The 14,217-nt window shown below is 63.4% G+C and carries 14 protein-coding genes; 3 read left to right on the top strand and 11 right to left on the bottom strand.

Annotated features, from left to right (window positions below; genetic code table 11):
- Positions 1-78: 78 nt before the first annotated feature.
- The 11 genes from ahpF to P0Y43_RS13090 all read right to left on the bottom strand — a co-directional run bounded on the left by ahpF (position 79) and on the right by P0Y43_RS13090 (position 12,353).
- Positions 79-1,641, bottom strand: a complete 1,563-nt coding sequence (gene ahpF / locus P0Y43_RS13140; RefSeq protein ID WP_275637685.1) for an alkyl hydroperoxide reductase subunit F — start codon at positions 1,639-1,641, stop codon at positions 79-81.
- A gap of 125 nt (positions 1,642-1,766) precedes the next feature.
- A complete protein-coding gene (gene ahpC, locus P0Y43_RS13135) occupies positions 1,767-2,330 on the bottom strand; it encodes an alkyl hydroperoxide reductase subunit C (RefSeq protein WP_043861743.1) in 564 nt (187 codons plus the stop codon).
- 158 nt (positions 2,331-2,488) lie between these two features.
- Positions 2,489-4,861 (bottom strand): fimbria/pilus outer membrane usher protein, encoded by a 2,373-nt coding sequence (locus P0Y43_RS13130; RefSeq protein ID WP_275637684.1) that lies wholly within the window; start codon positions 4,859-4,861, stop codon positions 2,489-2,491.
- A gap of 66 nt (positions 4,862-4,927) precedes the next feature.
- Complete coding sequence (locus tag P0Y43_RS13125; protein ID WP_275637683.1) at positions 4,928-5,662, bottom strand: fimbrial biogenesis chaperone; 735 nt, start codon at positions 5,660-5,662, stop codon at positions 4,928-4,930.
- A 57-nt stretch (positions 5,663-5,719) separates the two neighbouring features.
- A complete protein-coding gene (locus P0Y43_RS13120) occupies positions 5,720-6,253 on the bottom strand; it encodes a fimbrial protein (RefSeq protein WP_275637682.1) in 534 nt (177 codons plus the stop codon).
- A 185-nt stretch (positions 6,254-6,438) separates the two neighbouring features.
- A complete protein-coding gene (gene gorA, locus P0Y43_RS13115) occupies positions 6,439-7,794 on the bottom strand; it encodes a glutathione-disulfide reductase (protein ID WP_275637681.1) in 1,356 nt (451 codons plus the stop codon).
- A gap of 108 nt (positions 7,795-7,902) precedes the next feature.
- Positions 7,903-8,742 (bottom strand): UTP--glucose-1-phosphate uridylyltransferase GalU, encoded by an 840-nt coding sequence (galU, locus tag P0Y43_RS13110; RefSeq protein WP_085590936.1) that lies wholly within the window; start codon positions 8,740-8,742, stop codon positions 7,903-7,905.
- A 48-nt stretch (positions 8,743-8,790) separates the two neighbouring features.
- Complete coding sequence (locus tag P0Y43_RS13105) at positions 8,791-10,152, bottom strand: UDP-glucose dehydrogenase family protein (RefSeq protein ID WP_275637680.1); 1,362 nt, start codon at positions 10,150-10,152, stop codon at positions 8,791-8,793.
- Between the two features lie 139 nt (positions 10,153-10,291).
- Complete coding sequence (locus P0Y43_RS13100; RefSeq protein WP_430540248.1) at positions 10,292-11,191, bottom strand: c-type cytochrome; 900 nt, start codon at positions 11,189-11,191, stop codon at positions 10,292-10,294.
- 8 nt (positions 11,192-11,199) lie between these two features.
- A complete protein-coding gene (locus P0Y43_RS13095; RefSeq protein ID WP_275637678.1) occupies positions 11,200-11,847 on the bottom strand; it encodes a c-type cytochrome in 648 nt (215 codons plus the stop codon).
- Positions 11,848-11,993: 146 nt separating this feature from the next.
- Positions 11,994-12,353 carry a hypothetical protein gene (locus P0Y43_RS13090; protein WP_275637677.1) on the bottom strand — a complete coding sequence of 120 codons (360 nt, stop codon included), beginning with the start codon at positions 12,351-12,353 and terminating at the stop codon, positions 11,994-11,996.
- Positions 12,354-12,512: 159 nt separating this feature from the next.
- Here P0Y43_RS13090 and P0Y43_RS13085 point away from each other — a divergent pair, with 159 nt between their 5' ends.
- Genes P0Y43_RS13085 through P0Y43_RS13075 form a run of 3 tightly spaced genes read left to right on the top strand, consistent with a single transcriptional unit; the run spans position 12,513 to position 14,093 of the window.
- On the top strand, positions 12,513-12,815 hold the full coding sequence (locus tag P0Y43_RS13085; RefSeq protein ID WP_275637676.1) for a DUF1883 domain-containing protein: 303 nt from the start codon (positions 12,513-12,515) through the stop codon (positions 12,813-12,815).
- A 9-nt stretch (positions 12,816-12,824) separates the two neighbouring features.
- On the top strand, positions 12,825-12,995 hold the full coding sequence (locus P0Y43_RS13080) for a hypothetical protein (protein WP_170030435.1): 171 nt from the start codon (positions 12,825-12,827) through the stop codon (positions 12,993-12,995).
- A 21-nt stretch (positions 12,996-13,016) separates the two neighbouring features.
- Complete coding sequence (locus P0Y43_RS13075; RefSeq protein ID WP_275637675.1) at positions 13,017-14,093, top strand: NAD(P)H-dependent flavin oxidoreductase; 1,077 nt, start codon at positions 13,017-13,019, stop codon at positions 14,091-14,093.
- The last annotated feature ends 124 nt before the right edge of the window (positions 14,094-14,217 follow it).

The raw sequence follows: 14,217 nt of genomic DNA, 5'->3' as shown, positions 1-14,217 counted from the left end.
CGATAAGGCCAGCACAGGCAAACGAAAACGCCGCCCTTTCTCACGAAAGGGCGGCGTTTTTCCGTTCAGCGATCAGCCTCAGGCCGGCGCCGATGTGCGGATCAGGTGATCGAAGGCCGCCAGCGAGGCCTTCGCGCCCTCCCCCACGGCAATCACGATCTGCTTGTACGGCACCGTGGTCACGTCACCGGCGGCGAACACGCCAGGGATGCTGGTCTGCCCCTTGGCATCGACGATGATCTCGCCACGCGGCGACAACTCAACGGTGCCCTTGAGCCAGTCGGTGTTAGGCAGCAGGCCGATCTGCACGAAGATGCCTTCGAGCTCCAGCGCATGCACCTGCTCGGTGGTGCGGTCCTTGTAACGCAGGCCGGTGACCTTCTCGCCATTGCCCAGCACTTCGGTGGTCAGCGCGCTGGTGATCACCTTGACGTTCGGCAGGCTGTGCAGCTTGCGTTGCAACACGGCGTCTGCGCGCAGCTGGCTGTCGAACTCGATCAGCGTCACCTGGGCAACGATGCCGGCCAGGTCGATGGCCGCTTCCACGCCGGAGTTGCCGCCACCGATGACCGCCACGCGCTTGCCCTTGAACAGCGGGCCATCGCAGTGCGGGCAATAGGCCACGCCTCGGGCGCGGTACTCCTGCTCGCCCGGCACGTTCATTTCGCGCCAGCGGGCACCGGTGGCAAGGATCACGGTCTTGGCCTTGAGCGAGGCGCCACTGGCCAGGCGCACTTCGTGCAGGCCGCCATCGGTGCCCGGAATCAGCGCTTCGCCGCGTTGCAGGTTCATGATGTCCACGTCGTACTGCTTGACGTGCTCCTCCAGCGCCGTGGCCAGCTTCGGCCCTTCGGTCTCCTGCACCGAGATGAAGTTCTCGATGGCCAGGGTGTCGAGCACCTGGCCGCCGAAACGCTCGGCGGCGACACCGGTACGGATGCCTTTGCGCGCCGCATAGATGGCAGCTGCGGCGCCAGCCGGGCCACCGCCGACCACCAGTACGTCGAAGGCATCCTTGGCGTTGATCTTCTCGGCCTGACGGCTGCCGGCGTTGGTGTCGATCTTGCCGAGGATCTCTTCCAGGCCCATGCGGCCCTGACCGAACACTTCACCGTTCAGGTAAATGCTGGGCACTGCCATGATCTTGCGCGATTCGACTTCGTCCTGGAACAGCGCGCCGTCGATGGCCACGTGGCGGATACTAGGGTTGAGCACTGCCATCAGGTTCAGCGCCTGGACCACGTCCGGGCAGTTCTGGCACGACAGCGAGAAATAGGTTTCGAACAGGAACTCACCGTCGATCGCCTGGATCTGCTCGATCACTTCGGCGCTCGCCTTGGAGGGGTGGCCACCCACTTGCAGCAGCGCCAGCACCAGAGAGGTGAATTCGTGGCCCATGGGGATGCCGGCGAAGCGCAGGCTGATCTCCGCCCCTGGGCGGTTGAGCGAGAACGACGGGCGACGTGCATCGTTGCCGTCCTCACGCAAGGTAATGAGGTTCGACAGGCCGGCGATTTCCACCAGCAGGTCGTGCAATTCACGGGACTTCGCGCCGTCGTCGAGGGAAGCGACGATCTCGATCGGCTGGGTGACCCGCTCCAGGTAGGTCTTGAGTTGCGATTTAAGCGTGGCGTCCAACATACGGGCGATTCCTTGATTTCAAACGTGTAAATAAAAACGCCCAGGCGAGGTCGCCCGGGCGTTTTTCGGGGCGGTGACGAACTCAGGTGTGGCGGTTGCTCACCGCCCGGATCTGGCGCACGGTCTTAGATCTTGCCGACCAGGTCCAGGGAAGGGGCCAGGGTGGCTTCGCCTTCTTTCCACTTGGCCGGGCAGACTTCACCCGGGTGGGCGGCGACGTACTGGGCAGCTTTGACCTTGCGCAGCAGCTCGCTGGCGTCACGGCCGACACCACCGTCGTTCAGTTCGACGATCTTGATCTGGCCTTCTGGGTTGATCACGAAGGTACCGCGATCGGCCAGGCCAGCTTCTTCGATCAGCACGTCGAAGTTGCGCGAGATGACGTGGGTCGGGTCACCGATCAGCGGGTACTGGATCTTGCCGATGGTCTCCGAGGTGTCATGCCAGGCTTTGTGGGTGAAATGGGTGTCGGTGGACACGCCGTAGATCTCGACGCCCAGCTTCTTGAACTCGGCGTAGTTGTCAGCGAGGTCACCCAGCTCGGTCGGGCAGACGAACGTGAAGTCGGCCGGGTAGAAGAACACCACAGACCATTTGCCTTTCAGGTCGGCTTCGCTCACCGGAACGAATTCGCCGTTGTGGTAGGCAGTGGCGTTGAACGGTTTGACCTGGCTGTTGATGATTGGCATAAGACGCTCCTTCATGGGTTGGAAAGCTTTGACGAAGAGAATCCTAACCAACGAGGCCGAGAAAGGCTCATTGGCAAAGCTCATGCTGTTGATTGGTTTTGGCTATAAAGCGGTCGGTTGGATAGATCCTTTGATTTCTAAACCTACAATCGACCTCCCTAGCGTGCCCCGCACGTCACCGATTTCCCTGCGCCGTAGGCAACCCAGCATCCTTGCCCATCCCCCCACGTCACCTGGAGCTGGCCTTCATCACGGTCAGAACGCGCCTGCAGGCGACTGCCCTGCCCCACCATGCCGACCTCGTTGCCTGATTCATCCTGCACCAGGGCCCCGAAGGGCAATGGGCGCCCATCGTCCATGCGCGCCTCGAACATCAACAGGCGACCGCCACGGGTCGGAAAGTACAACCGCGACGCAGCGCCCGCCCGGGGCACCAGTGACTGGCCAGAGAGCTGCAACTCGACATCACGGGACATGCCCTTGGGATCGAGCTCGACCGTGTTGAGGCGGTAGGGTTGCAGCGTGGGCACCACGCCATAGCCTCGACCATCCAGGCGTATGTAGGGATGCTGGCGAACCCCCGCACTCGCTGCGCCTGGCGCATGGACGATGGCGAAGCTCTCACCCAGCGGTTGCGCCAACGTGATACCACCGCCATGCCCAACCAAGGCCCCGCGCGCGCCCAACGAGAACTGCCGATATCCTTCACGCCCGGCCAGGCTGCCACTGAGCTCGCCGCCAAAGGCACGATGCAGCAGGTTCGCTTCGAAGCCATGGGTGCTTCGCGCGCCCGTCTGCCTGACCGCAGACACACCATACCCCCACTGCTGCCGATCACCCGCCGTACCACTCCCACGCAGCATGGCGTTACTGCGGCCCTGGTTGTCGTGGTGATACTGACTACTGATGGAGGCACGACGACGCTCACCCAATGGCATGCCCAAAGTGAACGTGAAGGTGTTCAGTGCCGCACGCGCAGAGCGCTGTTCATGACGCAACGCAAGGCCAAAGCTGAGCGCGCCGTAATGGTTGAAGTAGCCCAGGTTGTAGCTGTTGCTGCTGCGTTGCGCAGCCCAGGCGCGATTGCTGCTGGCGGCAAAACTCAAGCGCCCGCCGCGGCCTTGCAGGGACTGGTTGAGGGTTAGGCCCACACGCCAGCGTGAAGGCTGGTGGCGCCCGCCTCGTTCGGCCCGGGCGAACTCGTCGAAGGTCAAGTACCGAGGGCTGTCGCTAAGGCTCACCTGAGTGCTCAGGTCAGCACTGCCCAGCCGGGTCCGCCAGCTCAGGCGCATGGCCTGGCCCTGCTGGGGCGCTTGCCCGGGTAACGCCGAACGGGCCTGGTACCCTGTCAGGCCCAAGGCGCCGAAGTCGCTGTTGAGAGCCAAGCCCATGGCACTGGCCAGGTAGTCTTCAGCCACCCAGGCACCACCATGAAGGCTCAGATGATTGCCCAGGCCTTGCTGCCAACTCCCTTGGGCAAAGGCCGGGCCGGCAGCGTTCAGTTCATCGCGCCACACTCCAGCATTCACTTCAAAACGGCTGGCCCCTGGGCGCAAAGCCAGGGGTGCGGAATGGTAGGGCTGGGTAAAGGTACGGACACTGCCATCGGCCTCTCTCAAGGTCACCTCCAGGTCATCGCTCAGGCCGCTGGCAAGCAAGTCGTCGATCGCGAACGGGCCAGGTGCGACGGTCGACTCATGCAGCAATACGCCCCGTTGGCGAACGCTCAACAGCGCCGTGCTATTGGCGACGCCTCGCACCACCGGCGCAAAACCACGCAGCGACTCGGGCAACATGCGCTCGTCACTGCCCAACAAGGCGCCACGGAAGGCGCTGCCTTCGAACACGCCGCCGCTGCTGTAGCCGTCGCCGACAGTCAACTGCGCCGACCATATCGGCACATCCCGTCGCACCCAGGTAGCGCCCGGTCGATAACGGGCTCGGGCACCGTCGGAGGCTTGCCAGTCACCCTCGTGACGCCAGTACCATTGTCCCGCATTCAAGCCGCTGCGCAGGCCCAGATAGGACTGTCGCGTGGTCAGGCCAGCCTGCAACTGCCGTTGCTCGTAAAGGTTGAAACGGTAGTCGACGAAGCCGGCGAGAATGCCACTGTCCCAACTTTCTGGGGGTAGGTAACCCTGCGGCAGCCGCTGCAAGGCCTCCTGGGCGATCTGAAGGTCAAGGCGCAACTCACTGAAGTCCAGTTGCTCAGTGGCCACCAGGCGCAGGTCATGCAGTGCGAGGCAGGCCTGCGGGGCCGCAAGTCGTTGCCGCACGTCAGTGTCAAGCCGTTGCACGTCCACGCCCAACCGTTGCAAGAGGGCGTCGCTATAGCAAGGCGTTGCCTGCCGGGCATCGCCCTGGCGTCGCAACCAGAGGGACTGCGGCCCCTTTCGATGCTGGTTCAAGGTAATGTCGAGCGTAACCTCGTGCTCGGGCACCGCCGCCTCGCGCTGATAGCGCTCCAGATCGACCTCAGTGCCCTGGCGCAGCAGGCCGGCATCGAACTCCACGGCGTGAACGACGCTCACAGCCTGAATCACCCATGACGCTGCCAGCAGATAACCTGGTGTGCGATGCTCAAGCCACATCCACTTTTACCGTGACAGGTCCACCACTGCCGAGCCCTTGCTCACTCCGCCATAGTCGTCGATGACGGTGTAAATCACCTGTGAGGCTGGTTGACCGGCACCGCCCGCCCCCTCGAACGTGAAGCGCGTGCTGGAAAGCGGCGGCAAATGAGTGGGCGTGCCTTCCAAAGAACGCTCGCCCTGGCGCAAGCTCAAGCTGCCCAAGTTGACGAAAAAGGGGCTGGGGTTGTGCGCTTGCACATGCCACTGCCGGCCTTCGCGCAGCAGGCGCCAAGTCAGCAAACCATGGGCATCAGCAGCCTTGCCCGACAGTCCGACAGGCCGATACAGCAGCTTGATACGCGTGCGCAGGGAAACCTGCAGGGCATTGCCCGAGGCTTTGGGCGGTACTTCGAGGACATTGAGCCAGTAAAGGGTTTCCCGGTCGGAAGGCAGTGCCTCGCCGTCATGGAATAGCCTCAGTGTCTGTGCCTTGCCTGGCTCAAGGCGAAACAACGCTGGCATCAAGCTGAACGGTAGCTGCAACGTATCCAGGGGCGCCTGAGGGCGTCCATCGTCGATCCAGGCTTGCACCAGCGACGGGTGCTGCCCCTCGTGGCTCAGCTTGACGGTGACTTCAGTCTCCGGCGCAGGAAAGATCACACGGGTGGTGGCGATGACGACGCTTGCGCTGGCTGGCGTGCTGGTCAGACAGGCAGCCAGCAACGCTCCACGCCATAGGGCATTGAGTGAACGGTTCATGATCGTGCTCGGAAGGTGTCGCGCAAAGCAGCCCTTCCGTGGGCTGCCTGATGCGGGTCAGAGATAATCCAGGGAATACTGAACGCGAGTGGCGACCAGGCCAGGCGTGGTGAGACCAGTGGAGAAGTACTGTGCCGAGTAGCGCAGGGTGGCGTTGCCTCCCACGATCTGCACGACCTGCGAACCCTGATTGCCCTTGGCCGCGCTCAGGTCCATGGCCGAATTGGCGTTGTTGAGCAATTGCACTTCAACGTTCTGGCTCCCCCCGGCATCCACGATCAAGCGACCGTCCGGACTGATGGTGGGGCCGGGCTCGAAGTAGGTCGACACACGACTGACACCCGGTGCGCAATTACTCAGTTCGAGCTGGAACGGGGTAAGGCCGGCGACGTCACCGGGGCGCGACAACAATGATGCATTGACGTCGGGCAGACCGACCGGCAAGTTGCCGTCGCCGCCATTGACCGTGCAGGTGGGGGCCAGGACTCGCCCGCTGAAACTGATTTCGCCGAAATCGGCCTGGGCAGTCGTCATGCCGATCAACAGGCAACAGGCAGTCGTTGCGCGTAAGGTTTTGGACAGTGGAGTCATAAGTCACCCTTTCGTTATCTGAACATCGGCCAGCCAGGTAAGGCATGGCCGGCGCCGCTTGCACGACGCCCGCTCAGTATTGAAAAGAGGTCAGAAACTTACTGTCAGAAACAAGGCAACCCACCATAGGATACGCCCACAGGCAATGTAGGAGACATGACCCTAGTCAAGAGGCCATGTGCCACTCAACGCGTGGGCGTGCGCAGCGTGACGAACTCTTCCGCCGCAGTGGGGTGCACGCCGATGGTCTCGTCGAACTGCTGCTTGGTAGCGCCCGCCTTAAGGGCGATACCCAAGCCTTGGATGATCTCGCCAGCGTCCGGACCGACCATGTGGCAGCCCAGGACCTTGTCGGACTCGACGTCCACCACCAGTTTCATCAGGGTCTTTTCCTGGATGTCGGTAAGGGTCAGCTTCATCGCTCGGAAGCGGCTTTCGAAAATCTGCACCTTGTGCCCGGCTTGCAACGCCTGCTCCTCGGTCAGGCCCACAGTGCCGATCGGCGGTTGGCTGAACACCGCGGTCGGAATGTTGCGGTAGTCCACCGGGCGGTACTGCTCGGGCTTGAACAGATGCCGCGCCACCGCCATCCCCTCGGCCAACGCAACCGGCGTCAACTGTACCCTGCCGATCACATCGCCGATGGCGAATACCGACGGCTCGGTTGTGCGGTACAGCTCGTCGACGCGGATGTAGCCCCGCTCATCAAGCTCCACGCCGGTGTGCTCGAGGCCCAGGTCGTCGAGCATCGGGCGCCGACCGGTAGCATAGAACACGCAGTCGGCGATCAGCTCGCGGCCGTCTTTGAGGGTGGCCTTGAGGCTGCCGTCGTCTTGTCGGTCGATGCGCTGGATATCGGCATTGAACTGCAGGTCGAGGCCACGCTTTTCCAGCTCTTCCTTCAAATGGGTACGTACCGAGCCGTCGAAACCACGCAGGAACAAGTCGCCGCGGTACAGCAAGGTGGTCGCTGCGCCCAGGCCCTGGAAAATGCCCGCGAATTCCACGGCGATGTAGCCGCCGCCGACCACCAGCACGCGACGCGGCAGGTCCTTGAGGTAGAACGCCTCGTTGGAGGTGATCGCCAGCTCCTTGCCGGGGATGTCCGGTACCTGCGGCCAGCCGCCGGTGGCGATGAGGATGTTGGCGGCGCTGTAGCGCTGGCCCTCGACTTCCACCTCATGGGCACCGGTCATGCGCGCGTGGCCTTGCAACAAGGTTACGCCGCTATTGACCAGCAGGTTGCGATAGATGCCGTTGAGGCGCTCGATCTCGCGGTTCTTGTTGGCGATCAGCGTACCCCAGTCGAAATGCCCCTCCTCGAGCGTCCAGCCGAAACCGGCGGCCTGCTCCAGCTCGTCGGCAACGTGCGCGCCGTAGACCAGCAGCTTCTTTGGCACGCAGCCGACATTGACGCAGGTGCCGCCCAGGTAGCGGCTCTCGGCCACTGCCACTTTTGCGCCGAAGCCGGCGGCGAAACGCGCGGCGCGCACACCGCCGGACCCGGCACCAATCACGAACAGATCAAAATCGTAGGCCACTTTCAAGACTCCACAAAAAAAGCCACCCGAGGGTGGCTCTTTTTCTGGCGAGCTGCAAGCGGCAAGCACAACAGTACTACTTGCGCCCCATGGCTTGCAGTATGTGGCTTAGTAAGCCTTGCCGGTCTTGTAGTAGTTCTCGAAGCAGAAGTTGGTCGCGTCGATGTAGCCTTCGGCGCCACCGCAGTCGAAACGCTTGCCCTTGAACTTGTAGGCGATCACGCAACCGTTCTGCGCCTGCTGCATGAGGGCGTCGGTGATCTGGATTTCGCCACCCTTGCCCGGCTCGGTGTTGGCGATGATGTCGAAGATGTCCGGGGTCAGGATGTAGCGACCGATGATCGCCAGGTTGGACGGCGCGTCTTCCGGCTTGGGCTTCTCGACCATGTTGGTCACCCGGAAGATGTCATCGCGGATCATGTCGCCAGCGATCACGCCGTACTTGTTGGTTTCCTGCGGGTCGACTTCCTGAATGGCGACGATCGAGCAACGGAACTGGTTGTACAGCTTGACCATCTGGGTCAGTACGCCGTCACCTTCCGGGTTGACGCACAGGTCATCGGCCAGCACCACGGCGAACGGCTCGTCGCCGATCAGCGGGCGGCCGGTGAGGATGGCGTGGCCCAGGCCTTTCATTTCGGTCTGGCGGGTGTAGGAGAACGAGCACTCATCGAGCAGACGGCGAATGCCGACCAGGTACTTTTCCTTGTCGGTGCCCTTGATCTGGTTTTCCAGCTCGTAGCTGATGTCGAAGTGGTCTTCCAGCGCACGCTTGCCGCGACCGGTGACGATGGAGATCTCGCTCAGGCCGGCGTCCAGCGCCTCTTCAACGCCATACTGGATCAGTGGCTTGTTCACCACCGGCAGCATTTCCTTGGGCATGGCTTTGGTAGCGGGCAGGAAGCGGGTGCCGTAACCGGCTGCCGGGAACAAGCATTTCTTGATCATATACATCCTTAAACAAGGGCTGGGCCTGTGATATTCGGCGCAGTCTAATCAGGCGGCGGTCACCTTACAATGCCCCCCCTGCGACCGACCGATGCCATGATAGAGATAACCCAGTGTAGTAAGTTCCGAGGGATCGTAAATATTGCGCCCGTCGAACAGCACCGGCATGCGCATCAGCCCGCGGATGCGGCGAAAATCCGGCTGACGGAACGGTTTCCATTCGGTCACCAGCACCAACGCATCGGCGCCTTCCACGCAGGCGTAAGGGTCCTCGACCAAGCGCAGCTGACCAGTGGCCACGGCCTGCGTGTAGGCCACGGCCACTCCGGCCAGCGCTGCCGGGTCGCAGGCTTGCACGCGCACCCCGGCAGCCAGCAGCGCGTTCAGCAGCACCAGGCTCGGCGCCTCGCGCAGGTCATCGGTGCCGGGCTTGAATGCCAGCCCCCACAACGCTACGCAGCGACCACGCATGAAGCCCGCGAAATGTTGCTGCAGGGCGCGGAACAACCAGGTTTTCTGCTCGGTATTACGCGCCTCGACCGCCTGAAGGATCGCCGGCTGGAAGCCCTGCTGCTCGGCGGTGTGGATCAACGCCCGCACGTCCTTGGGAAAGCACGAGCCGCCATAGCCGCAGCCGGCGTACATGAAGTGGCTACCGATGCGCCTGTCGCTACCGATGCCTCGGCGCACTTGTTCGATGTCCACCTCCAGATGGGCGCACAGGCCTGCCAGCTCATTGATGAAGGAAATCTTGGTGGCGAGGAAGGCGTTGGCCGCGTACTTGCTGAACTCGGCGGCACGCGGCGCCATCACCAGCACCCGCTCGCGGTTGCGCACGAACGGCGCGTAAAGTCGCTGCAAGCACTGGCTGGCATGCTCGCTGTCGGTGCCGATGACAACGCGATCGGGGCGCATGAAATCCTCGACCGCGGTGCCCTCCTTGAGAAATTCAGGGTTGCTCGCCACCTCCACGGCCAGCTTCGCCCCGCGCTCACGCAAGCCAGCGGCAATGTGCCGAGCCACCCGCTCGGCGGTGCCCACCGGCACGGTCGACTTGTTCACCACCAGGCACGCACGGCGCAACTGGCGGCCGAGGCTGTCGGCCACCGCCAGCACGTGTTGCAAGTCGGCCGAGCCGTCTTCCTGGCTTGGCGTACCCACAGCGATGAACACTACCTCGGCGCGCGCCAAGGCCTGCGCCCAGTGCTCGGTGAAGCTCAGTTGGCCGCTGTGCAGCCCCTCCTGCAACAAGGGCGCGAGGCCCGGCTCGTAGATGGGACACTGGCCCTGGCGCAACTGCGAAAGGCGCGCCGGGTCACGCTCCAGGCACACCACCCGGTTGCCCATCTGCGCGAAACAGGCCGCCGTCACCAGCCCCACATAACCCGCCCCGATCACACAGAGTTCCATGGCCGCGCTCCTTCAATGAGATGACGGCCATTGCAACCCGAGGGCGATTGCAGGGCGGTGACAACGCCGGGACACGCCGATGACAGTGAAGCCGCTACGCGGCCCTGCGGGCGCAAGGGCTGCAAAGCCGCCCGCGCAACTACAACCCCTGCCCGATCAGCACGCCATCGATCTTCTGCCCATACAGGTTGACCCCATCGTTGGCATGGAACTTCACCCGCGTCTTCTCGATGGACCCCTCCACCAGGCGCGGATCCTGTGGCCGTTCATGGCGGTTGATCCAGGCCGCCACGTCCCAAGCCTGCTGGTCGCTGAGGCTGCCGGGTTTGCCCAACGGCATGTTGTGCTTGATGAACGATGCGGCGGTGTTGATCCGGTGCATGCCCGCCCCCCAGTTGTAGGCGTCTTTGCCCCACAACGGCGGCATGACGTACTCACCGGCCACTTTCTGGCCCTCGCCGTTGTCGCCATGGCAGATCGCGCACTGCTCGCGGTACACCTGCTGGCCACGCTTGAAGTCATGGCCACCGGAGGGCTGGGCCACCTCGGGGTAGCCACGCCCCGGGGTTTCCACACCGGTCGGCGCCTTGGTCGAAAGCCAGTAGGAATAGGCGCTCAATGCCGTCATCTGTGGGCTGTCAGCGGCCGGGGGCTTGCCATTCATGCTGAACTGGAAGCAACCCTGGATGCGTTCGGCGTAGGTATTGACCTTGTCGTTCTTCTTTCGATAAGCCGGATACATCGGATATGCGCCCCACAACGGTGCGGAGTGCGCCAGGCGGCCCTGGTCCAGGTGGCAGTTGCTGCAGTTCATGCCGTTGCCGACCGCCTCCGGCATCAGCCGCCGGGTATCGACAAACAAAGCGTGCCCCTCACGGACCATCTTGCCGAAGGCATTGTCCGGCAACGCGTCTTCGGCAGGCGGGTTGAACCGAGGCGCTGCGTCGCGGGCGGGAACCTGCAGTTGCGATTGGTCTTCCATGGCGATGTCAGCCGCCTGGGCACCACCGACAAGCAAAAGCGACAGGGCTGCACTCATGGCTGCTCTCATGGGGTGACCTCCTGGGCGGGGTTGGCGAAGAACGCGGCGATCGCCTTGACCTCATCGTCGGTCATGGCCTTGGCCACGCCGACCATCAACTGGTTGGGATCATTGCGGCGGCTGCCGTCACGCCAGGCGTCGAGCTGCGCGACCAGGTAGCCGGCCGGTTGCCCGGCCAGGGGCGGGAAGTGCTCGCCGACGCCACCACCACCGGGACCATGGCACTGCACGCAACCCGGAATGGTGCGGCTCCAATCGCCATACAGGGCCAGACGGGTGAGCGGGTCGGCAGCGACCTGCTGGCGACGCAGATCAGGGGCAGCGTCGGCGGGCAGTGCCGCCAGGTACTGACTAACGGCGCTGATCTCCTCGTCGCTCAGCGCCTTGGCCAGCGGCTCCATCACTGCCTGCTGGCGGCTGCCATTGCGAAAATCTTGCAGTTGCTTGCTCAGGTAGGAGGCCGACAGCCCGGCCAAGCGAGGAAAGCCGGCGGCGGCGATGCCTTTGCCGTCCGCGCCGTGGCAACCGAGGCAGGCCATGGCAGCGGGATTCTGCCCGCCCTGCTGGAAGATCTTCTGGCCCTCGGCGGCATGCGCCAACGGCCCGCCCAGGATCAGCAAGCTGCCGATCAGTGCATGACTCAACGGTTTCATCAGGAAGCTCCATTTCTCTAGTTATATGCTTAGTCTTAAAAGACATAAGAGAAAGGGATACTAGCCGCGGGACGGAAACCGCAACAATGACCGAACCGGCCAATAGCAGGCTATTGGCGGCCTACTTCAGCGTTCGTTGAGCCAGATCAAGAACCGGAGATGCACTGGGTAGCAGCGGTACGCACGTCGCCCAGGCGCAGGGGAAAGTTGTTAAGCCGCTCGTGCACCTTGATGGCGCTGCCGCTGCCGCGTTTGTCGATATCCAGCAAGGCCGCGGGCCCCGCCCCGGCGGTGATTTTCTGCGGCACCAGCAGGCGCAGGCCTTCGCCTCGCGTTTCCTCGGTCAGCGAGTCACGGGTGTCGGCCAGCTTGTGCTTGACACAATCGGCGTACTCTCGCGGCGTCTTGCCGGAAATCACGTCCATGGTCTCGCGCGATTGTTCCAGTTCCGAGACACTGACACAGCCGCCCAGTGTCAAGGTCAACGCCGCCATCACCCACTTCATTCGACACACCTCTGCCAATAAAAAATCTCTGACACCTTCCGGACGGATTTGCTCCCTGCTTTGGCAGATTTCTCCCTGGTCCGGCGGCCTAGCGCGGCAGTCTACCCTGACATCGTGGTATCGTGCGCGTTTGCAAAACCAGACTTTGCGGAGCCTCACATGAAATTCGTACACCAGCGCGAGCACCTCAACGAGGACGACATCGTCGTCATCGAGTGCTCCCAGCGTTGCAACATCCGCCTGATGAACGACGCCAACTTCCGCAGCTTCAAGAACGGCGGCCGCCACACTTACCACGGCGGCGCCTTCGAGCGCTTTCCGGCGAAGATCACCGTGCCGAGCACCGGTTTCTGGAACATCACCCTCGACACCGTGACCACCCGCCCGATCTCGGTAACGCGCAAGCCAGCCTTTACCCACAAGATCAAGATCATCCGCCGCTCTTCGCCCAAACTCGGATAACCCGCCAGCATGACCCAGACCATTAAATACGTGATCAAGTACAAGCTCGATGGCCAACGCCGTTGGGATTTCGCCCAGATGCCCGATGCCTCGCTTGAACAAGCCCTGGAAGCCCTGCGCAAGATCCACGGCGAAGACGCCGAGAAGATCAGCGACATCCAGGTCAGCAAAGCCCTGTAACCCCTCAACAAGGAGCTGCCCATGCGCACCTGGCAGGACCGCCGCCTCCTAGACCTGCTGGGCATCGGGGTGCCCATCCTCCAAGCACCCATGGCCGGTGCCAGCGGCGCGGCCATGGCCATCGCCGTCGGCAACGCTGGTGGCCTGGGTGCCCTGCCCTGTGCCTTGCTCAGCCACACCCAGGTGCGTGCCGAGGTCGACGCCTTCCGCGCTGCCTGCAAAGGGCCGCTGAACCTGAACTTCTTCTGCCACCAGCCGCCAGCGCCCGATGTCGAACGTGACGCGTGCTGGAAACAGGCACTGCACACCTATTACACCGAATTGGGCGCGGACTTCGACGCACCGACGCCGGTGTCCGACCGCGCGCCGTTCGACGAGCAGGCCTGCCAACTGGTCGAGGCATTGCGCCCAGAAGTCGTGAGTTTCCATTTCGGCCTGCCGCGCGCCGACCTGCTGCAACGGGTCAAGACGACGGGCGCCAAGGTGCTGTCCAGTGCCACCACGGTCGAGGAGGCCATCTGGCTGGAGCAGCGCGGGTGCGATGCGATCATCGCCATGGGCTATGAGGCCGGCGGTCATCGTGGCATGTTCCTCAGCGACAACCTCACCACGCAGATCGGCACCTTTGCCCTGGTGCCGCAGATAGCCGATGCGATCCGCCTACCGGTGATTGCCGCCGGTGGGATTGGCGATGCACGCGGGCTCGTCGCGGCCTTGGCGCTGGGCGCCTCGGCAGTGCAAATCGGCACCGCCTACCTATTCAGCCCGCAGGCCAAGGTCTCGCCGGCCCATCGCCAGGCGCTCGACAGCGCGTCGGCCAGCGATACCGCGCTGACCAACCTGTTCACGGGGCGCCCGGCACGTGGCATCAACAATCGGTTGATGCGTGAACTGGGGCCAATGAGCGAGCTGGCGCCGCGGTTTCCGCGGGCTGGGGGTGCGCTGGTGCCACTCCGGGCAATCAGTGAGCCACGAGGCAGCAGTGCGTTCAGCAACCTGTGGGCCGGCCAGGGGTTGCGACTGGGACGGGCGATGGACGCGGGGGCGTTGACCCGGGAGATTGCCAGCGGGGCACTGGCGCGGATGGGGGGTGGCTGAGCGTGCGCTGTCGCGGGGCAAGCCCGCTCAGGCGCAGCACCACCCTCGAAAACGGTGCTGTACCTGTAGCTGGCTTGCCCCGAGATAGCGTCGGCCAGCACAACCGATTCTCCCCGAATACGCC

It is taken from the genome of Pseudomonas entomophila, from assembly GCF_029193575.1.
GTDB classification, from domain to species: Bacteria; Pseudomonadota; Gammaproteobacteria; order Pseudomonadales; family Pseudomonadaceae; genus Aquipseudomonas; species Aquipseudomonas entomophila_G.
Note: the sequence above shows the minus strand (reverse complement) of the source record. Positions and strands in the feature narration are given on the sequence as shown.

Excerpts from the sequence above, each read along its gene's own strand:
- P0Y43_RS13105 (WP_275637680.1), bottom strand. The coding sequence starts at position 10,152 with ATGGAACTCTGTGTGATCGGGGCGGGTTATGTGGGGCTGGTGACGGCG.
- P0Y43_RS13125 (WP_275637683.1), bottom strand. The coding sequence starts at position 5,662 with ATGAACCGTTCACTCAATGCCCTATGGCGTGGAGCGTTGCTGGCTGCC.
- P0Y43_RS13095 (WP_275637678.1), bottom strand. The coding sequence starts at position 11,847 with ATGAAACCGTTGAGTCATGCACTGATCGGCAGCTTGCTGATCCTGGGC.
- P0Y43_RS13085 (WP_275637676.1), top strand. The coding sequence starts at position 12,513 with ATGAAATTCGTACACCAGCGCGAGCACCTCAACGAGGACGACATCGTC.
- P0Y43_RS13090 (WP_275637677.1), bottom strand. The coding sequence starts at position 12,353 with ATGAAGTGGGTGATGGCGGCGTTGACCTTGACACTGGGCGGCTGTGTC.
- galU (WP_085590936.1), bottom strand. The coding sequence starts at position 8,742 with ATGATCAAGAAATGCTTGTTCCCGGCAGCCGGTTACGGCACCCGCTTC.
- P0Y43_RS13075 (WP_275637675.1), top strand. The coding sequence starts at position 13,017 with ATGCGCACCTGGCAGGACCGCCGCCTCCTAGACCTGCTGGGCATCGGG.
- P0Y43_RS13100 (WP_430540248.1), bottom strand. The coding sequence starts at position 11,191 with ATGAGTGCAGCCCTGTCGCTTTTGCTTGTCGGTGGTGCCCAGGCGGCT.
- ahpF (WP_275637685.1), bottom strand. The coding sequence starts at position 1,641 with ATGTTGGACGCCACGCTTAAATCGCAACTCAAGACCTACCTGGAGCGG.
- P0Y43_RS13080 (WP_170030435.1), top strand. The coding sequence starts at position 12,825 with ATGACCCAGACCATTAAATACGTGATCAAGTACAAGCTCGATGGCCAA.
- ahpC (WP_043861743.1), bottom strand. The coding sequence starts at position 2,330 with ATGCCAATCATCAACAGCCAGGTCAAACCGTTCAACGCCACTGCCTAC.
- P0Y43_RS13120 (WP_275637682.1), bottom strand. The coding sequence starts at position 6,253 with ATGACTCCACTGTCCAAAACCTTACGCGCAACGACTGCCTGTTGCCTG.